We start from the raw sequence: 25,458 nt of genomic DNA on the forward strand, positions 1-25,458 counted from the left end.
CCCTCTTGTCGATCATTTCGCTAAACTTTGCCAAGGTAAAACCAACATATCACCGAAGGATACATTCGGTTGTCCCAATACAATACCTACCGCATTGGTCAGAAGCTGTAAAATCGGTTCGGCGATGTAAACCCCCATGCAGAAGAGTAATAGCAAGTAAATTGCCAATACGGCAATGGACGATTTATTTAATTCGCCGACTTCAATTCCCTCTTTCGGTTTACCTAATACGGTTTTCAACAGCATGGTGGTTAACCCTGCTAAGGCAATGGTCAGAAAGATCAAACATAAAACGATGAGCCAGGTTTTGCCCGCATAAATCCCTGCCACGGCAATGGCAAATTCACTGGTGAACATCCCGAACGGCGGCATACCGCCCAACGCGAGCGCACCGCCGGCAAATAACACGGCGGTAAACGGCATGGTGCGCCATAAACCGCTGACTTCATGAATATCACGGCTACGGTATTTCAATAAAATGTTACCGGAAGCGCAGAACAATAACGCTTTCGCCAAACTGTGCGTGATGGTATGCAATAAGCCCGCAAAAGCACCAATCGGACCACCCAACCCAAAGGCGAAGCTGATTAAGCCCATATTTTCGATACTGTGATACGCCAGTTTCCGTTTAATATCATGTTGCATGATGATGAAGAATGATGCGATACCTGTGGAAAGCAAGCCGAATACCAATAATAAGGTTTGCGGATAGTCGTCGCCCACGGCTTTGGAAACCAAAATGTAGTAACGCAATACCACCAACATGGCGCAATTCAACAACACCGCGGAAAGTACCGCACTGACCGGGCTTGGCGCTTCACTGTGCGCATCAGGCAACCAAGTATGCATCGGAAACAGACCGCACTTGGTGCCGAAACCGACCAAAATGAAAGCGAAGGCAAGATACATCAAACCGTGATTTAAACCGGAAGCCTGTTGATTTACCGCTGTCCAGAAAATCGCTTGGCTCGGATCCGCCAACAAGTTCGTGCCGTTTGAGAACGTCAAAATCGTACCGAACAAACCGAAGGCGACACCCACGGAGCAAATGATGATGTATTTCCATGCGGCTTCCAGCGAGGTTTTTTGTTTGTAGGTTCCCACCAAGAACGCGGAACTCAATGTCGTCGCTTCAATCCCCGCCCACATTAAAATCAGGTTATTTGTGGTGACGGATAAGATCATGGTGAAGAAGAACAGATGCAAGAAACCGTAGTAACGGCAATAACCGACAAGATCAATATGTCCTTCGTTAAATTCACGGTTGATATAGGCAACGGAGTACACACCCGCCAAACCGCCCACGATACTAATTAAGGCTAAGAAAATGGCAGACAGGCTATCCACATGAATCCAGTTTCCCCACGTGGTGATTTCGCCTTGCGCCAACACGCCGGAAATCGCCTGTAACGAAAACACGAAGGTTAAAATCAAGCCGGTAATATGAAGTGCGGTGCAAAATATCCGATTTTTTACGAATCCGCAGGCAAAACAGGCAAGCGATATTGCCAAAGGTGCGATTAATAACGCATTTATCCATTGTTCATACATAGCGTTACCCCTTCAAACTCATAAGTTGTTTTGCATCTAATGAATGGAATGTCCGGTAAATTTTGTTTACCAACACCACCATGATGATGACCGCAAATATGGCATCTGTGGCAATTCCGATTTCCACTAATTCAGGTGCTTTATTTGCCAATAAGGCTAAAGTGAGATGAGAACCGTTTTCCATCAAACAATAACCGAACACTTGTTTTACGATATTGCGTTGGCTGACGATGCACACCAAACCGAGCAGGAAGTGACTTAAAGAGACGGAAAGCGCCGGTTTAAGGTGTTCCACCAACGGCAAATCGATCGGGATGACAACAAAGTAGCACAATGTGACTATCACTGCTGTGATCGGGATCAACCAAGCGATATTCATTCCACCCGGTGTTTGACTTTCGTCAATATTTTTCATGGCATAAATCAAAATTGCCGGCACTAAAATCACTTTGGTAATAAAGGCGCTGATGGACCACATATACAGTTCGTGCGCCTGCATTTCATAAGCGAGATAGACAAACAGCAACACCAAAACGAGAGATTGCAAGCCGTAAAACATCGCCCCTTTCTTGGCGGTTCGTACCATAATTACGCAGAGAGAGGTAATAATGAGTAAACTTGCAAGGGCATTTATCATTAACATAGATTCCTCCTTAACCTAACCTGCCAAACCCAGCCAATAGGCGGCGATAAAACCGGAGCACACGGACATCACCATAAGCACCACCAACACCACGCTCATGGAAAGCGTAATCGGTTGTGCTTTGGCAACGGCTTCCGACGGTTTGCCGATGACACATTGACCGAATTTATACAACAACCAAACAAAGGTTGCGGTGGATTCGATCAAGGCGATCACCATCAAAATCGTGATCCAGCTATATTCATTGCCTAACTCAAAACCGGCGGCGAACAACGGGAATTTACTGAAGAACCCGTTAAACGGCGGCACCCCGGCAATTGCCAAGGCGGCAACACCGAATCCTGCACCGACCACCGGCATCGTGCGCATAATGCCTTGTAACAACGGCATGGAACGGGTTCCTGTGGCATAGCTTAAGGAACCGGCAACCAAGAAGAACAAGCTTTTTGCGAAAGCGTGGTTAAAGATATAAGCGATCGCGGCGACAAAGGCTAATTTGGAACCCAGCGCGGCAAGGGAAATCCCGATGAAAATGTAAGAAAGTTGAGTAATGGTGGAATACGCCAGCAAGCGTTTTAAATCCGTTTGCGGCAAATACATCATGAAACCGTAGATTAAGGTAATCATCGCCATGATGATGCCCACTTCCCCCACAATGTGCGGAATATCGCCGGCGGACATCACCGCACGGGCGAAAATATACACGCCCACCTTCACCATGGATGCCGCGTGCAAATAGGCACTGACCGGGGTCGGCGCTTCCATGGCGTTCGGTAACCAAATTTGCATTGGCAGTTGCGCGGATTTACCCCACGCGGCAAACATCACGCCGAATAACACGATGGTTTTCGCGCTTGGATCCAACTGTTCCAATGCGGTAATGGAGAAGGTGCCGGATTGACTGAACAAATAGGCTGCCGCAATGTATAAACCGATGGCGCCCACATGGGTGATAATCAAGGCTTTCATTGCCGCCGCCATGGCTTTCGGGCTTTGGTAATAACTGATTAACGCCCAAGAACAGCCGCCGGTGATTTCAAAGAACAATAATTGTCCCGCCAAAGTGGAAGATAATACCAAGCCCGCCATCGCACCGATAAAGATGAGTAAGAATGCGTAAAAACGCGGTAAGCCGTTGTGCGGATGTTCGCGGTTTTTATCGGTTAAATAACCGCAGGAATATAAGCAAATCAAGAAACCGAGACTGACTACGGCGAAGCCGATTAGGGTACTCACCGCATCCAGCGTTACCCCGAAGATTACGGTTTGATCGAACGCCACCAAATCGTAGGTCACGCTTTGATGACCGCTTAAATACCACTGCCCCGCCAATGCGCTGATACAGGCGGTGGTTAAGGCGGCAAAAATCGTGGCTAATTTGGCAAAATTCGTTTTGGTTAAGCCGACGATAAACGCGCCCACAAACGGCAAAATGATTGTAATCAGAGCTAAACGTTCCATATTTTTTCCTCCTTACAATCCTGTGAAGTAAAACACAAACGCCAACACAGAAATGCCGAAGCCGACAACGGTTAAACGTCCTGTTAACATGAAGCGGGTACGGGAAAGTGTGTTTTCAAAAACACAAGCCAACACGAACACCACCAACAATTTCACGAAGAAGAAAACGGCGCCGAAAACGACCGCACTTATGCTCAAATCCTGTGCCGCACCGAATGGTAATAATACGCTCACGAAGATGGCGGCAACCACCATAGATTTTAAGCTCAAGCCGATTTTCAGCAAGGCAAGGGACGGACCGGAATATTCGGTCAACGGACCTTCCTGTAATTCCTGTTCCGCTTCCGCCAAGTCAAACGGAATTTTGCCCATTTCAATAAACACGGCGAAGAAGGCGGCGACTAACGCCACCACGGTGGCAATCGGATATTGCCAACTTTGATCTGCAAGTTGCGTGCCGATCACGGCAAAATTGGTGGAGCCGGCAATCAAGGCAATCACCAAGAACGCCAACATTAAAATCGGTTCCACCAACACGCCCAGCGTCACTTCACGGCTTGCGCCCAGACTGGAGAAAGTACTGTTGGAATCCAAGCCGGCAATAGAAAAGAAGAAACGGAACAGCGCGAATAAATAAATCACCGTGATTAAATCGCTGCCTGCACCAAACGGCGAAACGCGGGTGAATAGCGGCAAGCTCATCGCCACCACCATCACGGTGCTGATGAGCACATAAGGCATGATGCGGGACACCGCACCGGCGTTATCCGGCCAAATGTTTTGCCGTTTCATTAATTTGGCAATGTCGCGATAATCCTGCAACATGCCCGGACCGCGACGGGATTGAATCCGCGCGCGGATCATGCGTGAAATACCGGAGAATAACGGGGCAAGGGCAAGCAAAATCAAGGCTTGCACGATGGCTAATACAAACATTCCGGCGGATGTTGCAATTTCTGAAGGTAACGTAATCATTTTCAACCTCCTACATCAACGCAAGGGAAAGCAGTACTGCCACCAAAGCGATGATGAAATACACGCAATACACGCGGAAGTCGCCTTGTTGCAGCCATTGAATTTTCGTCCCCAGCCAAGGAATGAAATGCCCGATCGGCATAGTGACTTTTTCTTCCCAGAACGGCTCGGTTTTGGTTGCACCTTTAATTAATGCTTGAATGCCTTTATCGCCTAGCGGTGCAGGATCCAATACTTGGCGCAGGGTATAAAGCGGTTTAAAGATAATGCGTAACGGACGGGTAAAGCTACCGGCAGAGGCTGCCATATCCGACTCATACGCATAACCGCACGCCCACGGATTGCCTTTGGCACGATCGGATAAACGTTGATTTTTGGTAAAGGCATAATACATAAACGGCAGGAAGAAGAACGCCAACAGCATAATGGTCACCATTGGTGTAGAAAGCGCCGTATTCGGTTCGGCTTGCGCCACCACAATGCCGTTATGTGCCAAAGTGATGGACTCTGTGTTAGCAAGTGCGGTGGAAATTTTCGTTATTATTGGGGTCATCACAGAAGCGCCCACGCCCAACAACACACAACATAACGCCAATACCGCCATGGCAATCACCATCGGTTTCGGCACTTCACGGGCATTCGCCGCTTTTTCGCTACGCGGCGCACCGCCGAAGCTGATGCCGTACACTTTCACGAAACAGAGTGCAGCAAGTGCACCGGTTAAGGCAAGCATAATAATGGCAATCGGACCGGCAAGTTTTAACACCACGTCATTGCTTTGACTCAAACTGAACAGCGATTGATAAGTGAACCATTCACTGACGAAACCGTTAAACGGCGGCAAAGCGGAAATCGCCATGGTACCGATTAAGAAACAAAAGGCGGTGTAAGGCATTAATTTGCCTAAGCCGCCCATGAGATCCATGTCTTTGGTGTGTAACCGATACATCATGGAACCTGCGCCCAAGAACAATAAGCCTTTGAACACGGCGTGATTCAATAAGTGGTACAAACCGCCGAGCAAGCCCACGGTGGCAAGCACCGGATGATGGGTGGCAATACCAATCATGCCGACGCCCACGCCCATCATGATAATGCCGATATTTTCTACGGTGTGGTATGCCAATAATTTTTTAATATCATGTTCGGCAAGGGCATAAAGTACGCCGAGCACGGAAGACACCGCACCGAAGCCCAATACAATCACGCCGTACCACATATTGGTAGCGCCCAAGAGATCAATCCCCACTTTAATGATCCCGAAAATCCCGATTTTCACCATCACACTGGACATTAACGCGGACGCATGAGAAGGCGCCGCCGGGTGGGCTTTCGGCAACCAACTGTGCAGCGGAATCATCCCCGCTTTCGCACCGAAACCGAGGAAGGCTAAGATAAATACAGTAAAGGCAAGCGGTTCGGAAAGGGTTGTTTGACGGAAATCGCCGAATTCAAAACTGCCGGCATAGCAGTAGAAGATAAAGAAGGCGATCATAATTAACACGGAACCGGCGTGCGCAATGAAGAAATACAATAAGCCGGCATTCACCGCGTTGTCGTCTTGCTCGGTCAACACCAAGAAATAAGACGCCAACGACATCATTTCAAAAAAGACTAAGAAGTAGAACGCATTATCGCAGGTGACCAAAGCAACCATCGAGGCGATAAACAAATTCATGAAGAACCCCATGGAACCTGCGCCTTTGCCTTTATATTCTTTCACATAAGAGAAAGAATACAGTGCGCTAACCACCACCAACAAAGAAATCACGCACACCATAAACGCCGCCAATCCGTCAATGCGGATGGAGAAATTGGCAAATTCAAACGGGGTTTGGAATACATCAACGACAGGATCGCTGCTGATAAGAACGGGGATGCAGGCTACAATGCCTAAAGCTCCACCAAGTACACCGGTCACGCCGGATATATTGATTGAAAGTTGTTCATTTCGACTCAGGATAAGTGAAATAAACGCACCGACGACATAAATCAACAGGGTCGTGATGAGTAAACTAATTGAATAACTCATAATTTCACTCCATTGATTAACGAGTAAACAAAGCTATCTTGGAATAGCAGGTGAAGACGTCATTGCCATTTCACGTTTTTTGTGGTTAGCTTCTAAAATACTCTCATCACTGATGATAAACAGGGTTTTTGTCGGACAGGTTTGTACGCACGCCGGTCCTTCTTCGCGGAAGTAACACAGGTCGCATTTCACCGCAATGGCTTTCACACCCGGTTGCCATGCCAACATATTGTGTAATTCCGAATTATCCGGAGCGGTACGAATGTCACGTTTCACCGCATCAGTGAAAGTGAAACTTTCGTAATACGCAGGCGCATCGATCGGTGCGCTGCCGTGTTGGGTAATCGCGCCAAACGGACAGGCGATACCGCACAGTTTGCAACCGATACATAAACTTTCATTGAGTTGAATGGTGTCGCCTTCATGAGTAATCGCGTGTACCGGACAAACGGTGGCGCACGGCGAGTCATCACAGTGACGACAGAGAATTGGAACGGTTATATCGTCATTACGCATGACTTGTAACCGAGGATAAGATTGTAATCCGAAGGCTTTATGCACTTCGCTACAAGCGGCCATACAGGTGTTGCATCCAATGCAATCTTTCGGATCACCGATAACAAAACGATTCATATTTTCCCCCTATAAAAAGAGCTAGTCAAATAACCACCCTTTTCATAAGGATACTCTTGCAAAAAAACAAATCCCATATAAAAGTTTTTATTCTTTGACAGAGATCATACTTTTTTTCATTTTTATAAAATAGAGTAAATACAAGGATATAAACGCAGTAAAATAAATTTTATTAAAATGACAAAGCTGTTAATAATATTACCGTTTTGTAAAATTTTACTGCGAACACAAATAGGATTTATTATCAAATTCAAAAGGATAATTGAGGCAGAAAATAAAGAAGGAAGGCAACACATGGAAGGCATTGAATTACGCATTAAAGGCAAAGTGCAAGGCGTGGGATTTCGTCCTTTTGTCTGGCTATTGGCGAATCGGTACAAATTACGCGGCGATGTCAACAACGACGGGCAAGGCGTGTTAATCCGCCTGTTTGAGCCGACAGAACACCAATTGCAACACTTCCTGCATGATCTACAAACCCAACTGCCGCCCCTTGCCCTCATCACCGATATTCAGCAGCATGAAAAACGCTGGGAAAATCCACCGCACTTTGACGGCTTTGAAATCCGTGAAAGCGAAAACAACGCCATGGACACCCAAATCGTGCCGGACGCCGCCACCTGCCCCGCTTGCCTGAAAGACTTATTCGACCCGACCAATCGACGCTACCGCTACCCTTTCACCAACTGCACTCACTGCGGCCCGCGATTTACCATTATCAAAGCCATTCCCTACGACCGCAAAAACACCTCCATGGCGGCTTTCCCGCTGTGCGCCGATTGCGCCGCCGAATATAAAAATCCCGCCGACCGCCGTTTCCACGCCCAACCCAACGCCTGCCCCGTTTGCGGCCCGCACGTTTGGTTGGCGGATAAACAGGGCAACATGACAGATAAAAAAACGCCGATAAAAACCACCGCACTTTTATTGCAACAAGGCAATATCGTCGCCGTCAAAGGCATCGGCGGCTTCCATTTGGCGTGCGATGCCACCAACGCCGACGTCGTGCAATTACTGCGCGATCACAAACGCCGCCCGAGCAAACCGCTGGCACTGATGGTGCCGGATTTATCCTTTTTAACGGATTTAACGGAAGCGGAAACCACGCTACTCACAAGCACCGCTGCGCCCATTGTGCTATTGGCAAAACACAAAGTGCCGTCGCTGGCGGAACAGATCGCGCCGAAACTGAATGAAATCGGCGTGATGTTGCCAAGCAATCCGTTACAACATTTATTGCTGCGGGAAGCCAATCGTCCGCTGGTGATGACTTCCGCCAACCCGAGCGGGCAACCGCCGGTGCTGGATAACGAAAGTGCGGTCGAAAATTTAAGTGTTTTGGCGGATTATTTCCTCTGCCACAACCGCAACATTTTACAACGCGCCGACGATTCCTTAGTACGCGCCGCTTTCGACGGCACGGAAACCCTGCGCCGCGCACGCGGTTATGTGCCCGACGAAACGTTGCTGGATCACCACAGCCCGCGCAATGTGCTGGCGCTCGGTTCCGATTTAAAAAATACTTTCTGCCTGTTACGGCAAAACAAAGCCATCGTCAGCCAACACATCGGCGACACCTCGAACGAAAAAGTGCGGTCACAATTGGAAGCGAATATTGCCCTGTTCTGCCAAATTTACCAGTTCAAGCCGGAACGCATCGCCATCGACGCGCATGGCGGCTATTTCACCCACGAGGTCGGCAAACGACTGGCGGCAGAGCACAATATCCCTTGCGTCGAAGTATTGCACCACCATGCCCACATCGTGAGTGTTATGGCAGAACATCACTGCCACGAACAAGTCATCGGGCTTGCCTTAGACGGCATCGGCATGGGCGAAAACGGGCAACTTTGGGGCGGCGAATGCCTGCTGGCGGATGAAAAACATTGCCGTTATTTAGGCGGCTTACCCGCCGTCGCCCTGCCCGGCGGCGATCTTGCCGCCAAACAACCATGGCGCAACTGGCTCGCCCACTTACAGCAATTCGTGCCCAACTGGCAGGACATCGCTGCCCAAACCTGCGCCGATTATGACTGGCAGCTCCTCGCCTCCGCCATTGAACGCAAGCTCAACAGCCCACGCATTTCCTCCGCCGGACGCTTATTCGACGCCGTCGCTTTCGGCTTAGGCATCACCCCGCCGCAACTGAGCTGGGAGGGTGAAGCCGCCTGCCAATTGGAAGTGCTTGCTACCCAATCGCCACTCGCCCGTTTGCCGTTAAACGAAATTGACCTCCCGACGTTAATGCCGCTGAATGCGGAAAACAAATTGGATCTCGCCGAGTTCTGGCAAAGCTGGCTTTCCCTCAACGCCTCCAACGCCAACAAAGCCTTCATTTTCCATTACGCCCTCGCCGAAGGCTTTGCCAACTTGACACGCCAACAAGCCACGCAACACCACTGCCACACCGTCGTGCTCTCCGGCGGCGTGTGGCATAACCCATTATTACGACGGTTAATTAAGGAAAATCTGGCGGAGTTTAAGGTATTGAGCGCCCATCAGTTCCCGATGGGGGATGGCGGGTTGAGTTTGGGGCAAGCGGTGATTGCGAGTCAATTATCATCTTGCACCCGATAGATGAGTGACTTTTCTTTGTTTAGATAAAAACGCAAATATTTCCTCTCGCCCGTTTACGGGAGAGAGACCGACGGAAAGTGCGTCGAGCACTTGTAGTCAGAGAGAGGGGAAAACACCATTATTTTTCCCCTCTCCCTCCGAAAATTCTCCGAATTTTCTCCACCCTCTCCCGTAAACGGGCGAGGGGAAGTATCATGTGTGCGAGAGTCAAAAGTGCGGTCATTTTTCCATGCGTTTTATACGACATCCTCTGCTATACTCACCGCATCATTTCTTTTATCCACATCAATGTGAGGTTCCCCATGATCAACAAAGATACCCAACTCTGTATGTCCCTGTCCGGTCGTCCCGGCAATTTCGGTACGCGATTTCACAACTATCTTTACCAAAAACTCGGCTTGAATTTCATTTACAAAGCCTTCACTACCGATGACATCGAACACGCGGTGAAAGGCGTACGCGCCTTAGGGATTCGCGGCTGCGCGGTGTCCATGCCGTTCAAAGAAAGCTGCATGCCGTTTTTAGACGAAATCTCCCCTTCCGCCCAAGCCATCGAATCCGTCAATACCATCGTCAACGACAACGGATTTTTACGCGCCTATAACACCGATTACATCGCCATCGTGAAACTGATTGAGAAATATCAATTAGATAAAAATGATTCCGTGATTGTACAAGGCAGCGGCGGCATGGCGAAAGCGGTGGTGGCGGCATTTAAAAACGCCGGTTTCAAGAAAGTCAAAGTTTTCGCCCGTAACGAAAAAACAGGCAAACATTTGAGTGCGCTTTACGGCTACGATTACATCAATTCCCTCGCCAACCAAACCGCCGACATTCTCATTAACGTCACGCCAATCGGTATGCAGGGCGGCAAAGAAGCATTCGATCTCGCCTTCCCCGAAGCCATGATCCGCCAAGCCAAAACCGCCTTCGACGTGGTCGCCCTCCCCGCCGAAACCCCGCTAATCAAAACCGCCCAAGCCCTAGGCAAACAAACCATCTCCGGCGCCGAAGTCATCGTCTTACAAGCCGTCGAACAATTCGAACTCTACACCGGCAAAAGACCGGACGAAGCATTAATCGCCGAAGCTGCGGCATATGCGAGAAGGAATGTGTAAAGTGCGGTGGGTTTTGACGGTGTTTTTAAATTTTGATAGCGCGCGTCTCCCGACGCGTGCTACCTCAAAATATAAATAATACTTCTTGTACCTTATACTTTACTATTCGGAATAACCTACGCTAAAATCGCACCCTCTTTTAACGTAATATCAAGGAAATACAAATGAAATTTACAACGAAATTATTCATCGCCGCATTGAGTTTGAATATTTTAACCGCTTGCGGACCTAAGGGACCAAGTGAAGAACAAATTGCTGCTGAGGAGCAGGCGAAAGTAGTTTATGAAACGGCGAAAACGGATTATAAAAAATACAAGGAATGGCGAGCTTCGGCAAATAGCGCAATTCATTCAATAAATAAAACAGTGAGTGCAATACGCACCGAGAAAGATCCGAAAAAAGCAACCGAAATGTATGAAAATTTGGCGAAAGAATTTTCCGATGTTTCAGATAATTTAAATAAAATTCAATTTTCAGATGCCCGTTTTACCGCATTAAAAACAAAAGGTATAGAGGGCTTTAAAAGCATTTCTGAATTGTTTTTAGAATCAACTAAATACATTACAACAGAAATACCAAATGAAACCAGAGTGAAAATGGCAAATCGCCGTAATCAAGCCATCAATGTGATTAACAAAGAACTTGGGCAAATGGAAGATAAAGTCTTAAAAGAAATCAATGCGGATGCTAAAAAGTACAATGAAATCCGTAGTGCAAACGACAAATTAAGAAGAGGAGAATAAACCTCCAATAACGCCGACATCCATGTCGGTGTTTTTTGTTCACACATAGGGCAAACAACCAAAAAGCAACTCAAAATTCGGTGGGTTTTAGTGGAGTTTTGAATACTTTGCTGGCGCACGTTTCCTAACGTGTGCCTGAATATCAATTAGTTACAAGCACACGCTAGGAAGCGTGCACTATCGTGAGGTGATTGCGAGTTTGCAAATTGAATAGATAACACGTGTAGGGTGGGTTTGCTAACCCACCATAAATGAAGTCAAGATTTTATCGGTGGGCTGGCAAGCCCACCCTACAAGTTCTACAAATACAGCATTCAAAAGTGCGGTGGGCTTTGAGGTGTTTTGTAATTTGACGGTTTTATAGATAGCGCGCGTCTATCGAGGGGTTGTAAAAATCATTTAGATTTCTTATTTTTAACTAAAAATTTACTGCCTTGAATTTTAGTTTCAAACAGATCTATTGCCGAAATCAGTGCAGATACTTTAGCATATCCGTATGTTCGTGAATCAAAATCAGAACGAACTTTGGTCATGTATTGAACCATAGAACCTAAATATGCCCAACCATCATTATTAGCATATTCTGCAATTGCACTACGAATTAAATTCATTAGCGCCGTATCCTGTTTTAATTTGTTTACTGGCAAACGTTCCCTGTTTACAGAGTCTTTAGCATCATCAGTTTTAACACTCTTTTCTTGTTCAGAACTAATAGTTTCTTCAATATCAACATTAGCTAATTGCAAGTTCTCAACATAAATAAATTTATGACAAGCTTTACGGAACGCTTCGGGAGTTTTCTCTTCACCAAAACCATAAACCATAGCCCCACTTTCCCTAATACGTAAAGCTAATCGGGTAAAATCACTATCACTTGAAACAATGCAAAAACCATCAAAAATTCCGCTATGTAATAAATCCATAGCATCTATTACCATCGAAATATCTGTGGAATTCTTTTTCTTAGTATAAGAGAGTTGGTGCATTGGAATAATCGCATTTGGCAGAAGCAAATCTTTCCATTTTTTATTTAATGCCTCATCAGACCAATCACCATAAATTCTTTTTACGCTAGCAACGCCATATTTCGCAATTTCTTCAAAAACAGCTTCAATTACTTTCGGTTGCACATTATCGGCATCAATCAAGACTGCCAGTTTAGTTGTTTTTTCTAGTTCCATAGGTTTAATACTTATTATTGAGTTTAGTTAATTGTGGCAAAAATTTAACATATTTATACAAAATATGCTTTGATAAAAAATGTTTAAATTTTACTTCCGATAGCACCAACGTTCATACTGATGTCTTCTTTTTTGCCTAGGGTAACAAGTTACCCTAGGTTAGGCATAATTATTCCCCTTTGGGGAATTCAAAGTACAAAAGTGCGGTCGAAATCCCAAACGTTTTTCACATCACAAAAACACACCCAAAATCCACCGCACTTTTCCCAATAACGCTCAAAAAAACGGGTCCCCGTATAAATTGCCCGAACGACTTGGCATTTTTAGGAAAATTTCGCTTTGTCTGAGCCACGCAGTGGCGAGTCCGAAATCTTCCGTAAAGAAAATGACAACAAAGGGAGGAACAGCAATTTATCCGGGGTGTGTTCTTTGCTACTTTCTTGCACAAGCAAGAAAGTAGAATAAATCAACAAATCCTTGGCAACGGCTCATTCATCGGCAAATCCAACAACCGTGACTGCCCGAAGCTGCCTAACAATCGTACCTTTTTATCCGTGGTCACTTCTCCGATCACGGCGGCATTTTTGCCTAATTCATGGGAATGAAGTGCGGTCAGAATTTCAGGTGTTTTTTCAGGGGAGGCGATGATGACCAGTTTGCCTTCGTTGGCGAAGTTGAGGGCTTCTAAGCCGAGCAATTCACAAATGCCGCGCACTTCCGAACGAATCGGCAGGTCTTCTTCGTTCACTTGCATGCCTAATTGTTGGGCGGTGGCGAATTCATGCAGCACCGCATTCACGCCGCCACGGGTGGCATCGCGCACGGCTTTGACGCCGTCGATAGGACGTAACAAATCAATGAGCGGGGCGAGAACAGCGCAGTCGCTTTTCAGATCCGTTTGAATGCCGAGGCTTTCGCGTAAGTTGAGGATGGTGGCGCCGTGTTCGCCGAGTGTGCCGCTGACAATGATATTATCGCCCGCCGCAATGCGGTGCATACCCCAGTCGATGCCTTGTGGGATCACGCCAATGCCGCTGGTGTTGATGAAAATTTTATCTACCGCACCTTTTTGCACTACTTTGGTGTCGCCCGTCACCACCTGTACGCCGGCGGCTTGGCAGGCTTGCGCCATGGCTTGAATGATTTCTTTGAGTTCTGCGAGCGGCAAGCCTTCTTCCAAAATAAAGCCGCAGGAAAGGTATTTGGGGATCGCGCCGCATACGGCGACATCGTTTAGCGTGCCACACACGGCGAGCTTGCCGATATTGCCGCCGGGGAAGAAAATCGGGTCGATAACGAAGCTATCGGTGCTGAAAGAAAGCTGCGCCCCCTGCGCCATGAGTTCCGCCAGCGGCAAGCGGGCTTGGTCTTCCCCTTGGGCGAGAATGGGATTGTCAAAAGCTTCGACGAAATAATCCTGAATGAGTTTTTGCATGGCACCGCCGCCGTTGCCGTGCGCCATGGTGATAAAACCTGTCATTATTCTCTCCGATATTGATAGTAGGCGGCGCATGCCCCTTCCGAGGACACCATCAAGGCGCCGTAGGCGTTGTCCGGGTTACATTGCGTGCCGAATAACGGGCAATCGCAGGGTTTGCATTTGCCGGTGAGTACATCGCCGCAGCGGGAATTCGGGTCGTCCGCCACTTGTTGCGGATGACTGTGGAAATACACTTCCGCGTCAAAGCGCTTATAAGCGTCGGTGAGTTCCACGCCGGATTCTTCAATTTCGCCCAAGCCGCGCCATTCGCTGGATTTTTTCAGTTGGAACACCTCATGCATCGCCTTTTGCGCCAACAGGTTGCCTTCGGAATGCACGATACGTTTATATTGGTTTTCGATTTCACAACGCCCGTCCACGAACTGTTGCACCAACATCACGATGGCTTGCAAAATATCCAACGGTTCAAAGCCCGTAATCACGAACGGTTTGTGGTATTTGTCCACGATGGATTGATAAGGCGACGCGCCGATCACCATACTCACATGGCCGGGCGCGATAAAGCCGTCGATTTTCACATAATCTTGCGAAAGCAGGCTGTGCAGGGTGGGGATAATGGTGATGTTTTGACACACCACCCAGAAATTTTGCAGATTCAGTTTTTTCGCGTGTTGAAGGGTCACCGCCGCGCTCGGCATGGTGGTTTCAAAACCGAGGGAAAAGAACACCACGTTTCTATCGGGATTGTTCACCGCAATATTCAGCGCATCCAACGGCGAATACACGATACGCACGTCGGCGCCTTTTGCTTTGGCTTCCAGCAGGGAACCGCGCCGCCCTTTCACCCGCATGGCATCGCCGAAGGTACAGAAAATCACGCCGGGCTTTTGCGCGATTTCAATGCACACGTCAATGCGCCCCATGGGCAACACGCACACCGGGCAGCCCGGGCCGTGAATGAATTCGATACTTTTCGGCAGCAGGCGATCTAAACCGAATTTAAAAATCGTATGGGTATGCCCGCCGCACACTTCCATTAAATACAAGGGATTTTCCGGCGTAAAGTGCGGTAGTTTTTCCATGAGTTTTTGCAAACGCTCCACCAAACTTTTCGCCAGTTTCGGATCGCGAAATTCATCAATGAATTGCATAACAGTCTCCTTACTGCGCGATGATGTTAAGCGTTTTGCAACCAGTTCAACCAGTCTTTTAAACCTTCGCCGGTGGTGGCGGAAAGTTGAATCACGTCAATTTGCGGGTTCACCTGTTTGGCGTAGGCGATACATTTTTCTACGTCGAAATTGAGGTACGGCAACAAGTCGATTTTATTTAAAATCATCAACTTGGACGCAGCGAACATATGCGGGTATTTCAGCGGTTTGTCTTCGCCTTCCGTGACCGACAAAATCACCACTTTCGCTTTTTCGCCCAAATCGAATTCCGACGGGCACACCAAATTGCCCACGTTTTCGATAAACAGCAGGCTATCTTGTTTCGGCTCCAGTTTGAACAGCGCGTCGTTGATCATTTGCGCATCCAAATGGCAACCTTTGCCGGTGTTCACCTGAATCGCCGACACGCCGGTGGCGCGAATGCGATCCGCATCATTTTCCGTTTGTTGATCCCCTTCGATCACATAACAAGTGCGGTCGTTTTTCAGCGCGTTTAGCGTGGTGGTGAGCAAGGTGGTTTTGCCGGAACCCGGGCTGGACACCAGATTCAGCGCAAGAATGCGCTGTTGTTGGAAAAGAAAACGGTTGTGCGCCGCAATTTGATTATTTTTGCCTAATACATCCTGCTCGACTTTTAACAGGCGTTTTTGCGTTTCGGTCGCCTCTGATGGATGTTCTGCCGAATGAAATTTGAAATGAGAAAAGTCCGGATTTTTGACTGCACTTTGGGTGCCGTCATAATCATGATGAGAATGCGCCACTTCGCCGATTCTGACTTGTTCGGGATGGCCGCAACCACAAGTCGTACACATATTATCCCCCTGATTTATCGCTATAAAATAAGAATGTTATAAGGATAGCACAACGCCCGTGCGGGGTTTTGATTGAGATCATAAAGTCAGAATATCGTCCGCCAATTGCGCGGTAAAGCCCCGATGATGGGACGCCACCAACATAGGCAACGACAGTTCGCGCAAAAGTGCGGTCAGTTTTTCGGTATTTTTGCTATCCAATCCGTTGGTCGGCTCATCTAACAGTAACATTTTCGGCTGCATCGCCAACACGCCCGCCAGCGCCGTGAAATTTTTTTCGCCGCCGGACAACGTATGCACGGTGCGATCCTGCAAATGCGCAATACCCAAGCGTTCCAGTTGCTGCAAGGCGACGGCATACGCCTGTTGGCGCGAAAGTCCCTGATTCAACGGACCGAACGCCACATCGTCCAACACTGTCGGACCGAACAGTTGATCGTCCGCGTGCTGAAAACACAAACCGACGGTGCCTCGAAACGGCGCAAAATCGTTTTCTTCCCGACACAACTGCCCGAACAGGCGAATCTCGCCCCTTGTCACGGGCACAAAACCAAGCAACGCGAGCAACAACGTGGTTTTCCCCGTGCCGATTTCACCCTGCACGAAAAAACGTTGTTCCGCTTCAATTTGGAAAGACAGATTGTCGATAATCCGCCGTTCGCCCCGTTTAATTTGCAATTCGTTGACTTGTAAAATCGTCATTTTTCCCACTTCACTCTGTTCTGCTTAATCTTGTCTGCTCACCGAACCGAAAGCCCCGACATTTGAGGGCGATTTGCGCCGTTTCCGCTTTCAGCAAGGCATGCACCAACAACAGCGCCACCCGTTGCGCCGTGACATACAGGGTTCGGCGATTCACTCCGGCGCGATAACCCCGCGCGCGCATTGCCAAATCCATCTTTTGCCGTAACTCGCCCAACAGCGCAATATAACGCACCGTCAACACAAACAACCAAATCAGCTTTGGCGGCAGCGGCAGTTTGCCGATCGCCTGCACTAACACCGCGTCGTTCATTTTCCACAGCAACAGCCACAGAGAAAACAACAGCAGATTCATGCGCAAACTAATTAATAGCGCCGTTTCCATGCCAGCAGGATTCAGCTCAATGCCGTCGGCACCGATACGCCAGCTTAACGTTGCCCAAAGTAACAACGTGAAACCATTGAACACCAGCCAGCGTTTAATATAGGGGAAATAAGGTTCACGCCCGCGATAAATCAGTGCCGCCAAAAACACCAACGCCGCGCCGTTTAACCATAACAATAAAGAAGGCTGCGACAAGGCGCTGATCACCAAGCCCCAAAGAAACAGGTAAATCAAGCGTAAATGCGGCGCAAAAAAGTGCGGTGCAAAAAAACGCTGAAATCGGGTGCTCATTGCGCACACCGTTTGGTGTAGCCGATGGCTTTTTGTGAAGTGGCAATAGGCTGCAATGCGGTAGGATACATTTTACCGAGCAGCGAAATCACGCCGTAGCTGATGATGCCGTCCAGTACGAATACCGGCAAATGAGACAGCAACAGCAAGGCGATTAAATCTTGGTAATGTTTGCCGCCGTCCAACGCCAACACAAGGGACGCCAACGCGCCCGCACCGCCCACGCCGATTACGCCGACACCCACACCGGTGAGCAATTTCGCCATGCGGCCCATGTCCGGTTGCAAATAACCGCGCAATACATAATGCGCCGCCACCGCCGGCAGCGCCATGACGCACAAATTCACGCCCAACACGGCAAAGCCGCCGAAAGAGAAAAACAACACCTGCAACAACAAGGCAATAAGAAAAGCGGGGAACACCGCCCAACCGAGAAACAGCCCCGCCATGCCGTTTAAAATCAAATGAACGCTACCGATGCCCACAGGCACATGAATGGTGCCGGCGACAAAAAACGCCGCTGCAAAAAGCGCCGTTAACGGCAAACGTTCGTTATCCAGGCGGCGCAACCCCACTGCCACACCGACCACCGCCAAAGCCACTCCCGCCAAGAGCACCGGTGTGTGCAACACGCCTTCCGATAAATGCATTATTGATGTCCTTTTCTTAATTTACGGGCTTTCCACCAAGCGGCGATGCCCGCAATTCCCACAATGTAACCGATTCCGCCCAAAATATCGTGCAGATAAATTTTATCGCGCAACTGCGCAATGTCGCCGCGCAACAACAGCAGCGTTTCATCGTGCGTTTGATTCGCTACGCCGGACTTCGCCGTAACACGATCCGCCACCACCGTCGCCCGATGACCTTCCTCCCCTTCCACCACCACTTTTAAGGCGATATTCGGATCCGCCTTTAAGGGAAGGTGAAAATAACCGCCATTGTCGGTTTTGCCCGTCAGTAACGGTTGATTTTCCCCATGACGCAACACTTCCACATAGGTTTCGGCGGCGGGGGTCATATCGGAATAATAGGATTTTCCCGTGACGGTCTGCCCGTCATACTGGGCGAACACATAAAGGGCGTGCGCCAAGGCATGAGGGGCAGACAATAACAAGGGGAAAAGTGCGGTCAGAATACGCAGCGTTTTTTTCATTGCGCCCTACTCCGCCTCAAAGGTCAGCATATATTCCACCGAGCGGCGATCGTAATCGGGATTGCTTTTCACATTTTCCTCAAACTCCGCCCAGACTTTGTTGTAACCTGCCTGCGGCGTGAATTCGGCAATGCCTTTGTCGTTGGTCAGGTTAAACGGCGCGTCTTCGCCTAAGCCCACCTTGATGTTTTTCACCGGCTTGCCTTGATGCAATACCAGAATCGGCAACGGCTTACCGGCTTTCGGCTGCGCCTGCGGCACAAGCTCATATTCCATGTCGTGCGCCTTCATTGCTTGTTCGTCCCAATGCAATACCGCCTTGCCGAATTTAATCGGGTTCACGGCAAATTCTGCGCTCGGCTCCTGTTGTTTGCTTTTTTCTACAAATTTGCCGCTCGGCAGTTTTGACCAAATGCCGTTATCGAAACGAATAAACACCAGTGAGGCGTTATCGGCGTTGAGATAGGCTTCGCCTTGTTTGAATTGATAGGCAGCGTTGGTGATGTTGCCTTTGCTATCCAGCAACTTGATGGCTTTTAGCTTTTGTTCGGGATAAATTTCTGTCTGTTCATGACCAAATTTCACGACATATTGTCCTGCAGAATCCGCCTCCTTAACGGGCTCCAACCAGACGTTATGTGCGTTAGCGACGGACGCCGCAAAAAGTGCGGTAAAAATGGCTGTTGTTTTTGTGAATTTCATGTGATCTCTCCTTTTATCATTGAATTTAGCCCATGATAAAATATGAAGTAACTTTAGAATCAAGTATTTTTTTAAGAGAAATAGACGAAAAATGAGGAAGATAGCGAAAGGCAAAATGGATTCCGCGCACGACACAACCGCACGCGGAGCGATGCTTAAAGGGAGAAATAACTAATTCAATTCCGCCAACATGGCAACCACCATGTCGGAAGATTGTTTGGCGGCGAGGGGTAAAAATTCTTCAAAAGACATATTGGCTTTGCCGTCGCCCGCATCGGAAATGGCGCGCACCACTACGAAGGGCACATTAAAGGCATGACACACTTGCGCGATTGCCGTGGCTTCCATTTCTACCGCGATGACATTCGGAAAATCACGTTTAATTTGTGCCAAACGTTCGCCACCTTGAATAAAGCTGTCGCCGGAGCAAATTAAACCGCGTTTGACATGCTGCCCTTGTTGTTGTGCGACACGTTCCGCCAGCGCGACCAATTTTTCATCAGAAACAAAAGTGACGGGGCATGCAGGCAGCTGTCCTTTGGCATAGCCGAAAGCGGTTACATCGGCATCGTGATATTGGGTTTCAGTGGAGACAATCACATCACCGACGCTTAACCCTTCCGCCACGCCGCCGGCAGAGCCGGTATTAATGACAAGGTTTGGCTTGGCGAGTTGCAATAAGGCAGTCGTCCCCATGGCGGCGGCAACTTTACCGATACCGGATTGTAATAAAGCGACCTGTTTGCCGTGAATTTTGCCTTCATAAATTGTACCGGACGGCAGTTTTGTGACGTTTTTATCCGTCATTAAATTCACTAAAATTTCCACTTCCTGCGCCATGGCGCCCACAATACCAATTTTCATGTTTATCCTTGCATTATTGTTTTTTGTTGACTAAATAATCCAACACCGCGAGCGCATAATCGTCGTTATATAAGGTGCTGGCGGTCAGCACATATTTGCCGTTAATGATGACATAAGGGAAGGTGAACACGCCGTATTCTTCAGTCATCAATACGGCATCATCCACTTGTTGATGAACCTCATCGGAATGATACGCTTCCAGAAAACGATCGCGCTTAATCTCTTGCTTTTCCAACCAATGTAACAGATTGTCCATGTGGGACAGCTTGATGTAACGCTGTTTTTCCGACGTTTCAAACAGCAGTGCGGAAGAGACATTATCCGCATTTAACGCCTGCAAGCTAAAGAAAACGCCGGCGGTGAAGCGGGTTTTATTGGTAGCGACGGGATATTCCTCCAACACCACGCGATCACGGTTGATTTGCGTGTAAAGTTCTAAAATATCCTGCGCGGAGGAACAAACGCGACAATCGTAGTCAAAAAAGAATTGAATCGGGATGCGGTGATCGGCGCGGGGTGGGATGGCGATGGGTTCTTCGTAAGAGAAATAATCTTTGCCGTCTTCAAATTGCGGGGTTTCTTCGTCAATTAACACCTGGGAATCGGGCGCAACGGGCGCTTCGCCGACTTGCGCCACCGCAACTCCGCCTACGCATAATAAGATGATGAACAGTCCGACCCGCAACATTGCTTACTCTAATTCTCTAAAGGTTCAATATAATCAATTAATAACTGAATATCCCGATTTCCGCGAAATTCATTCACATCCAGCTTATATACCAGTTTTGCCGTTTTTATTGATAAATCAGGATAATAGCGCGTATCTACGTTAAATGCGATAGCGTCGATTAATGGTCCGCCCAGTTTGGGTTCCACCATCATTTTTAAATGTTTCTCACCCACCAAGCGCTGCTGTAAAACCTTAAATTCGCCGTCAAATAAGGGTTCGGGGAACGCTTGCCCCCAGGGCCCGCCCTGACGTAAGGTTTCCGCCGTAGTTAAATTCAGCTGATTCACCTGCAATTCGCCATCCGTCCAAATGCTGCCTAACAGCTGTTCCGGCGCTAATAATTCACTTACCGTGTCGTTAAAAATCCGTTGGAAATCGGCAAAATATTTTTCGGCAATGCTCAAACCTGCCGCCATGGCATGACCGCCGAATTTTAAAATTAAATCAGGGTGTTGCGAATAAACCCGCTCCAGCACATCACGAATATGCAACCCGGGAATGGAACGGGCGGAACCTTTCAAAATGCCGTCCTGATCCTGTGCAAAGGCAATCACCGGGCGATGAAATCGGTCTTTAATGCGCGAAGCCACAATGCCCAGCACGCCTTGATGCCAATCCGCCTGATACAACACAATAGCATGCGGCAACCGATTCTCAAGTGCGGTCAGATTTTGGCATATTTTTAGCGCTTCCAGCTTCATGCCCTGCTCAATTTCTTTACGCGCCTGATTTAAGCCGTCTAATTCTAACGCCAACGCACGGGTGGTTTCCATGTCCTCCGCCAACAACAATTCCACGCCCACGGACATATTATCCAAACGCCCCGCCGCATTTAAACGCGGCGCAATGGAAAAACCTAAATCCGACGCGGAAAATCCTGCCAACTCCCGCTTCGCCACCTCCGCTAAGGCGCGAATACCACAACGACAACGCGCCGCCTTAATGCGCGCCAAGCCTTGATACACTAAAATGCGATTATTTTGATCCAACGGCACTACATCGGACACCGTACCCAAGGCAACCAAATCCAACAGCTCGGTGAAATTCGGCTGATTTTTCGCATCAAATATGCCAAGTTCGCGGAATTTCGCCCGCAAAGCGAGCATGAGATAAAAGGCCACGCCTACGCCGGCAAGATTTTTTGACGGAAAACCGCAATGCGCCAGATTCGGATTCACAATCGCATCGGCGGGCGGCAAGGTTTCCGGCGGCAAGTGATGATCGGTGATAATCACGTCCACGCCCTGCGCTTTTAAAAACGACACGCCGTCATGAGAAGACACTCCGTTATCTACCGTAATTAACAGCTCAACATCCAGTGTCAAGGCTTCCTGCGCCACGGCGACACTGAGCCCATAACCTTGCTCAAAGCGATTCGGCACCAAATATGCCACGTTAGCAAAACCCAGCTGACGCAACGCCAGCACCGCCAAGGCCGTACTGGTGGCACCGTCCGCGTCAAAATCACCGACGATGACGATTTTCTGCTGTTTTTGATAGGCTTCAAGCAGTAATTCCACCGCCACATCCATGCCCGACATCAGATTCGGATTGTGAATGGCGGCTAAAGTGCGGTCTAATTGGCGGGCGTTTTTAATGTGGCGTGAACGATAAAGACGATCCAATAACGGATCGTCACAGAGTTTATCGCCTACCGGCACCTCACGACGTAAGATTCGTTTTTGCACGACGAGCCTGCGTTAACCTTCTAACTCGGCTAATAAATCCGCCGGTTTCATGTAACCGCCGATAGATTCGCCGTCAGAGGTGATGATAGTCGGTGTGCCGGTTACGCCGAATTGAACGCCGAGCAGATAATGTTTTTTCACTACATTCGGGGTTTTCAATTCTTTCGGCAAATTGCCTTTTTCCGCTTCGTTTAGCGCGAACGCCGGATCTTTCGCGGTAAAAATCGCTTCCATTTGACCTGCGGTTTGGCTGTTAAGACCGGCGCGCGGAAACGCCAAATAACGCACGGTAATGCCTAAATCATTATATTCTTTGATTTGTTGATGTAACAAATGGCAATAGTGACAAGTAATATCCAGGAATACAGTGACTACGTGCTTTTCGTTTTTTGCAGGATAAACAATCATTTCGCTTTTCAGAGAATTCAATTTATCCACCAATACTTTATTTGTGACGTTGCTGATGCCTTTATCGGTTAATTTGTAGATTTTCCCTTGCAATAAATATTCACCGTCTTCGCTGGCATAGAACACGCCTTGGTCGCTCACCACGGTTTTTAAACCTTTAATCGGCGAAGTTTGAATATCAATGTCTTTCGCGCCTAATTTTTCCAATTTGCTTTTCAGCGCGGCATCGTTCGCCGAAACGCTAAATGAAAGGGCGACAAGAGAAAGTGCGGTCAAAATTTTCTTCATTTTTTTGTTCCTAAATTGTGAAAATGACCGTGAATTATAAAAGTAATTGGGACGTTATGCAAAAAAGACCAAAATTTTAAAAATTAATTGAAAAATAAAAATACTTGACAGACACCCTAGGTTTTTCTTTACAATGACGCCCGTGTAATTTTTTACACAAATTCATCCTATAAATTACTTAAAAGGTATTTAAAAATGAAAAAATTATTAAAAATGACAGCTATCGCAGCCTTAACTTTCGCTTCAGTAAGCGCATTTGCCGCTTCTCAACAAGCAGAAGAAGTGAAAAAATTTCAAGCGTGGGAAGAAACAGCGACCTCAAAACTTGAAGCCGAATTTGATGCTGTAACTCAAGCCGCAGGTGTTAACGATGTAGCGAAAACTGAAGCAGCGATTGCAGCATTTGATAAAAAATCAGCCGAACTGACCGCAGAATTAGATGCATTAGGCATTAAAAGCGAAGAAGTTAGCCCGCTTGTCGGCCAATACAAAGAGTACTTGAGTGCTGAGAAAGCACTGACGGATGTGCTTTTAAGTCAAGCTAAAAAACCGGCAGCGGAAAACCTTGAAAAAATCCAGCAAGGGGTTGCTGATGCTAATGCGAAAAAAGACGCATTTGACAAATTAGCCGAGCAATTGGAAGAAAAATTCCCTGCTGACGAATAATGCATTTTTAATAATATGAATTTCAAACCTTATTCATTCTTTGTGAATAAGGTTTTTTATTCCTTCACAACCTACCAAAAGCCCACGAAATCCCTTATAATCCCGCACTTAATTTAGTCTTTATCACATTCATTATCATGTTTGAAATTAATCCTATCAAAAATAAAATCACCGATTTAACCGACCGCACTTCGGTGCTTCGGGGGTATCTTTGACTTCGACGCCAAAACGGAGCGTTTAGAAGAAGTTAACGCCGAATTGGAACAGCCTGATGTGTGGAACGACGCAGAGAAAGCGCAGGCGCTCGGCAAAGAACGTGTTTCTTTAGAACAGGTGGTCAACACCATTAAAAACCTCGAGCAAGGCTTGGAAGATGTGGATGGCTTGCTTGAGCTTGCCGTGGAAGCGGAAGATGAAGACACCTTCAATGAAGCTGTCGTAGAATTAGACGAACTGGAACAACAACTCGCAAAACTGGAATTTCGCCGTATGTTCAGCGGTGAACACGATGCCTGCGATTGCTATGTGGATTTACAAGCGGGCTCCGGCGGTACTGAAGCGCAAGACTGGACGGAAATGTTGTTGCGGATGTATTTACGTTGGGCGGAAAGCAAAGGTTTCAAAACCGAATTAATGGAAGTGTCCGACGGCGATGTGGCGGGTTTAAAATCCGCGACTATTCGTGTCAGCGGCGAATACGCTTACGGTTGGCTACGCACGGAAACCGGCATTCACCGTTTGGTGCGTAAAAGCCCGTTCGATTCCAACAACCGTCGCCATACGTCTTTCAGCGCGGCATTCGTGTATCCGGAAATTGATGACGATATTGATATTGAAATCAACCCTGCCGATTTGCGTATCGATGTGTATCGCGCCTCCGGTGCGGGCGGTCAGCACGTCAACAAAACCGAAAGTGCAGTGCGAATTACGCATATGCCGAGCGGTATTGTGGTGCAATGTCAAAATGGGCGTTCCCAACATCAAAATAAAGATCAAGCCATGAAACAATTAAAAGCAAAATTGTTTGAAATGGAAATGATGAAGAAAAACGCTGAAAAACAAGCGATGGAAGAAAGTAAATCCGACATCGGCTGGGGCAGCCAAATTCGTTCTTATGTGTTGGACGATTCCCGCATTAAAGATTTGCGCACCGGCGTGGAAAATCGAAATACCCAAGCCGTGTTGGACGGTGATTTGGATCGTTTTATTGAAGCGAGTTTAAAAGCAGGCTTGTAATCT

The 25,458-nt window shown here is 47.9% G+C and carries 24 protein-coding genes; 5 read left to right on the plus strand and 19 right to left on the minus strand.

Going from position 1 to position 25,458, the window contains the following annotated elements; genetic code table 11:
- Positions 1-12: 12 nt before the first annotated feature.
- The 6 genes from DK430_RS00365 to DK430_RS00390 are packed head-to-tail and all read right to left on the minus strand — an operon-like array spanning position 13 to position 7,295.
- A complete protein-coding gene (locus tag DK430_RS00365) occupies positions 13-1,551 on the minus strand; it encodes a hydrogenase 4 subunit F (RefSeq protein WP_109077138.1) in 1,539 nt (512 codons plus the stop codon).
- A gap of 4 nt (positions 1,552-1,555) precedes the next feature.
- Positions 1,556-2,194: a hydrogenase 4 membrane subunit gene (gene hyfE / locus DK430_RS00370; protein WP_109077139.1), complete on the minus strand. Its 639-nt coding sequence runs from the start codon at positions 2,192-2,194 to the stop codon at positions 1,556-1,558.
- 15 nt (positions 2,195-2,209) lie between these two features.
- Entirely contained in the window at positions 2,210-3,655 is a 1,446-nt protein-coding gene (locus DK430_RS00375; RefSeq protein ID WP_109077140.1) for a hydrogenase 4 subunit D, read from the minus strand.
- Between the two features lie 12 nt (positions 3,656-3,667).
- The gene (locus DK430_RS00380) at positions 3,668-4,630 is read right to left on the minus strand and encodes a respiratory chain complex I subunit 1 family protein (protein ID WP_109077141.1); all 963 of its coding nucleotides are present in this window, start codon (positions 4,628-4,630) and stop codon (positions 3,668-3,670) included.
- Between the two features lie 10 nt (positions 4,631-4,640).
- Positions 4,641-6,662, minus strand: coding sequence for a hydrogenase 4 subunit B (gene hyfB / locus DK430_RS00385; protein WP_109077142.1), 2,022 nt, complete (start codon positions 6,660-6,662; stop codon positions 4,641-4,643).
- A 33-nt stretch (positions 6,663-6,695) separates the two neighbouring features.
- Positions 6,696-7,295: a 4Fe-4S dicluster domain-containing protein gene (locus DK430_RS00390; RefSeq protein ID WP_109077143.1), complete on the minus strand. Its 600-nt coding sequence runs from the start codon at positions 7,293-7,295 to the stop codon at positions 6,696-6,698.
- Positions 7,296-7,589: 294 nt separating this feature from the next.
- Here DK430_RS00390 and hypF point away from each other — a divergent pair, with 294 nt between their 5' ends.
- The 3 genes from hypF (at position 7,590) to DK430_RS00410 (ending at position 11,733) form a co-directional block, all read left to right on the plus strand.
- Entirely contained in the window at positions 7,590-9,872 is a 2,283-nt protein-coding gene (gene hypF / locus DK430_RS00400) for a carbamoyltransferase HypF (RefSeq protein ID WP_109077145.1), read from the plus strand.
- Positions 9,873-10,174: 302 nt separating this feature from the next.
- Entirely contained in the window at positions 10,175-10,990 is an 816-nt protein-coding gene (locus tag DK430_RS00405; protein WP_109077146.1) for a shikimate 5-dehydrogenase, read from the plus strand.
- Positions 10,991-11,154: 164 nt separating this feature from the next.
- Complete coding sequence (locus DK430_RS00410; RefSeq protein WP_109077147.1) at positions 11,155-11,733, plus strand: PM1805 family lipoprotein; 579 nt, start codon at positions 11,155-11,157, stop codon at positions 11,731-11,733.
- Positions 11,734-12,128: 395 nt separating this feature from the next.
- Here the strand turns inward: DK430_RS00410 and DK430_RS00415 are convergent, their stop codons facing one another.
- From DK430_RS00415 to dsbC, 13 genes are all read right to left on the minus strand, one after another.
- A complete protein-coding gene (locus tag DK430_RS00415; protein WP_109077148.1) occupies positions 12,129-12,914 on the minus strand; it encodes an NYN domain-containing protein in 786 nt (261 codons plus the stop codon).
- A 466-nt stretch (positions 12,915-13,380) separates the two neighbouring features.
- The gene (hypE, locus tag DK430_RS00420) at positions 13,381-14,394 is read right to left on the minus strand and encodes a hydrogenase expression/formation protein HypE (RefSeq protein WP_109077149.1); all 1,014 of its coding nucleotides are present in this window, start codon (positions 14,392-14,394) and stop codon (positions 13,381-13,383) included.
- The gene (hypD, locus tag DK430_RS00425) at positions 14,394-15,506 is read right to left on the minus strand and encodes a hydrogenase formation protein HypD (protein ID WP_109077150.1); all 1,113 of its coding nucleotides are present in this window, start codon (positions 15,504-15,506) and stop codon (positions 14,394-14,396) included. Before hypD ends, hypE begins: the two co-directional genes overlap by 1 nt.
- Before the next feature lie 26 nt (positions 15,507-15,532).
- Positions 15,533-16,339: a hydrogenase nickel incorporation protein HypB gene (hypB, locus tag DK430_RS00430; protein ID WP_109077151.1), complete on the minus strand. Its 807-nt coding sequence runs from the start codon at positions 16,337-16,339 to the stop codon at positions 15,533-15,535.
- A 78-nt stretch (positions 16,340-16,417) separates the two neighbouring features.
- A complete protein-coding gene (locus DK430_RS00435) occupies positions 16,418-17,041 on the minus strand; it encodes an energy-coupling factor ABC transporter ATP-binding protein (protein WP_162616787.1) in 624 nt (207 codons plus the stop codon).
- 10 nt (positions 17,042-17,051) lie between these two features.
- Entirely contained in the window at positions 17,052-17,717 is a 666-nt protein-coding gene (locus DK430_RS00440; protein ID WP_109077152.1) for an energy-coupling factor transporter transmembrane component T family protein, read from the minus strand.
- Positions 17,714-18,367 (minus strand): cobalt transporter CbiM, encoded by a 654-nt coding sequence (gene cbiM / locus DK430_RS00445; RefSeq protein WP_109077153.1) that lies wholly within the window; start codon positions 18,365-18,367, stop codon positions 17,714-17,716. Before cbiM ends, DK430_RS00440 begins: the two co-directional genes overlap by 4 nt.
- Positions 18,367-18,873, minus strand: a complete 507-nt coding sequence (locus DK430_RS00450; RefSeq protein WP_109077154.1) for an HI_1622 family ECF transport-associated protein — start codon at positions 18,871-18,873, stop codon at positions 18,367-18,369. The genes cbiM and DK430_RS00450 overlap by 1 nt, the downstream gene beginning before the upstream one ends.
- A 6-nt stretch (positions 18,874-18,879) precedes the next feature.
- Positions 18,880-19,575, minus strand: a complete 696-nt coding sequence (locus tag DK430_RS00455) for a DUF4198 domain-containing protein (protein ID WP_109077155.1) — start codon at positions 19,573-19,575, stop codon at positions 18,880-18,882.
- A 171-nt stretch (positions 19,576-19,746) separates the two neighbouring features.
- Complete coding sequence (locus DK430_RS00460) at positions 19,747-20,439, minus strand: 5'-methylthioadenosine/adenosylhomocysteine nucleosidase (RefSeq protein ID WP_109077156.1); 693 nt, start codon at positions 20,437-20,439, stop codon at positions 19,747-19,749.
- Positions 20,440-20,452: 13 nt separating this feature from the next.
- A complete protein-coding gene (locus DK430_RS00465; RefSeq protein ID WP_109077157.1) occupies positions 20,453-21,127 on the minus strand; it encodes a thiol:disulfide interchange protein DsbA/DsbL in 675 nt (224 codons plus the stop codon).
- Positions 21,128-21,135: 8 nt separating this feature from the next.
- Complete coding sequence (gene recJ / locus DK430_RS00470) at positions 21,136-22,857, minus strand: single-stranded-DNA-specific exonuclease RecJ (protein ID WP_109077158.1); 1,722 nt, start codon at positions 22,855-22,857, stop codon at positions 21,136-21,138.
- A gap of 12 nt (positions 22,858-22,869) precedes the next feature.
- Positions 22,870-23,553 carry a bifunctional protein-disulfide isomerase/oxidoreductase DsbC gene (gene dsbC / locus DK430_RS00475; protein ID WP_109077159.1) on the minus strand — a complete coding sequence of 228 codons (684 nt, stop codon included), beginning with the start codon at positions 23,551-23,553 and terminating at the stop codon, positions 22,870-22,872.
- Positions 23,554-23,748: 195 nt separating this feature from the next.
- Between dsbC and DK430_RS00480 the strand changes: the two genes are divergently transcribed.
- Together DK430_RS00480 and prfB are read left to right on the plus strand one after the other, a co-directional pair.
- Positions 23,749-24,219 (plus strand): PM1805 family lipoprotein, encoded by a 471-nt coding sequence (locus tag DK430_RS00480; RefSeq protein ID WP_109077160.1) that lies wholly within the window; start codon positions 23,749-23,751, stop codon positions 24,217-24,219.
- A 137-nt stretch (positions 24,220-24,356) separates the two neighbouring features.
- Positions 24,357-25,455, plus strand: a protein-coding gene (gene prfB, locus DK430_RS00485) for a peptide chain release factor 2 (protein ID WP_109077161.1) whose coding sequence is annotated in 2 segments (ribosomal slippage) — positions 24,357-24,431 and positions 24,433-25,455 — 1,098 coding nt in all. Because the reading frame shifts where the segments join, the coding sequence is not laid out codon by codon here.
- Positions 25,456-25,458: the final 3 nt, after the last annotated feature.

Origin of the sequence: Aggregatibacter kilianii (genome assembly GCF_003129965.1) — a bacterium.
Classification (GTDB): Bacteria; Pseudomonadota; Gammaproteobacteria; order Enterobacterales; family Pasteurellaceae; genus Aggregatibacter; species Aggregatibacter kilianii_A.

Coding starts and splice junctions, on each gene's coding strand:
- DK430_RS00365 (WP_109077138.1), bottom strand. CDS start 1,551: ATGTATGAACAATGGATAAATGCGTTATTAATCGCACCTTTGGCAATA.
- hyfE (WP_109077139.1), bottom strand. CDS start 2,194: ATGTTAATGATAAATGCCCTTGCAAGTTTACTCATTATTACCTCTCTC.
- DK430_RS00375 (WP_109077140.1), bottom strand. CDS start 3,655: ATGGAACGTTTAGCTCTGATTACAATCATTTTGCCGTTTGTGGGCGCG.
- DK430_RS00380 (WP_109077141.1), bottom strand. CDS start 4,630: ATGATTACGTTACCTTCAGAAATTGCAACATCCGCCGGAATGTTTGTA.
- hyfB (WP_109077142.1), bottom strand. CDS start 6,662: ATGAGTTATTCAATTAGTTTACTCATCACGACCCTGTTGATTTATGTC.
- DK430_RS00390 (WP_109077143.1), bottom strand. CDS start 7,295: ATGAATCGTTTTGTTATCGGTGATCCGAAAGATTGCATTGGATGCAAC.
- hypF (WP_109077145.1), top strand. CDS start 7,590: ATGGAAGGCATTGAATTACGCATTAAAGGCAAAGTGCAAGGCGTGGGA.
- DK430_RS00405 (WP_109077146.1), top strand. CDS start 10,175: ATGATCAACAAAGATACCCAACTCTGTATGTCCCTGTCCGGTCGTCCC.
- DK430_RS00410 (WP_109077147.1), top strand. CDS start 11,155: ATGAAATTTACAACGAAATTATTCATCGCCGCATTGAGTTTGAATATT.
- DK430_RS00415 (WP_109077148.1), bottom strand. CDS start 12,914: ATGGAACTAGAAAAAACAACTAAACTGGCAGTCTTGATTGATGCCGAT.
- hypE (WP_109077149.1), bottom strand. CDS start 14,394: ATGACAGGTTTTATCACCATGGCGCACGGCAACGGCGGCGGTGCCATG.
- hypD (WP_109077150.1), bottom strand. CDS start 15,506: ATGCAATTCATTGATGAATTTCGCGATCCGAAACTGGCGAAAAGTTTG.
- hypB (WP_109077151.1), bottom strand. CDS start 16,339: ATGTGTACGACTTGTGGTTGCGGCCATCCCGAACAAGTCAGAATCGGC.
- DK430_RS00435 (WP_162616787.1), bottom strand. CDS start 17,041: ATGACGATTTTACAAGTCAACGAATTGCAAATTAAACGGGGCGAACGG.
- DK430_RS00440 (WP_109077152.1), bottom strand. CDS start 17,717: ATGAGCACCCGATTTCAGCGTTTTTTTGCACCGCACTTTTTTGCGCCG.
- cbiM (WP_109077153.1), bottom strand. CDS start 18,367: ATGCATTTATCGGAAGGCGTGTTGCACACACCGGTGCTCTTGGCGGGA.
- DK430_RS00450 (WP_109077154.1), bottom strand. CDS start 18,873: ATGAAAAAAACGCTGCGTATTCTGACCGCACTTTTCCCCTTGTTATTG.
- DK430_RS00455 (WP_109077155.1), bottom strand. CDS start 19,575: ATGAAATTCACAAAAACAACAGCCATTTTTACCGCACTTTTTGCGGCG.
- DK430_RS00460 (WP_109077156.1), bottom strand. CDS start 20,439: ATGAAAATTGGTATTGTGGGCGCCATGGCGCAGGAAGTGGAAATTTTA.
- DK430_RS00465 (WP_109077157.1), bottom strand. CDS start 21,127: ATGTTGCGGGTCGGACTGTTCATCATCTTATTATGCGTAGGCGGAGTT.
- dsbC (WP_109077159.1), bottom strand. CDS start 23,553: ATGAAGAAAATTTTGACCGCACTTTCTCTTGTCGCCCTTTCATTTAGC.
- DK430_RS00480 (WP_109077160.1), top strand. CDS start 23,749: ATGAAAAAATTATTAAAAATGACAGCTATCGCAGCCTTAACTTTCGCT.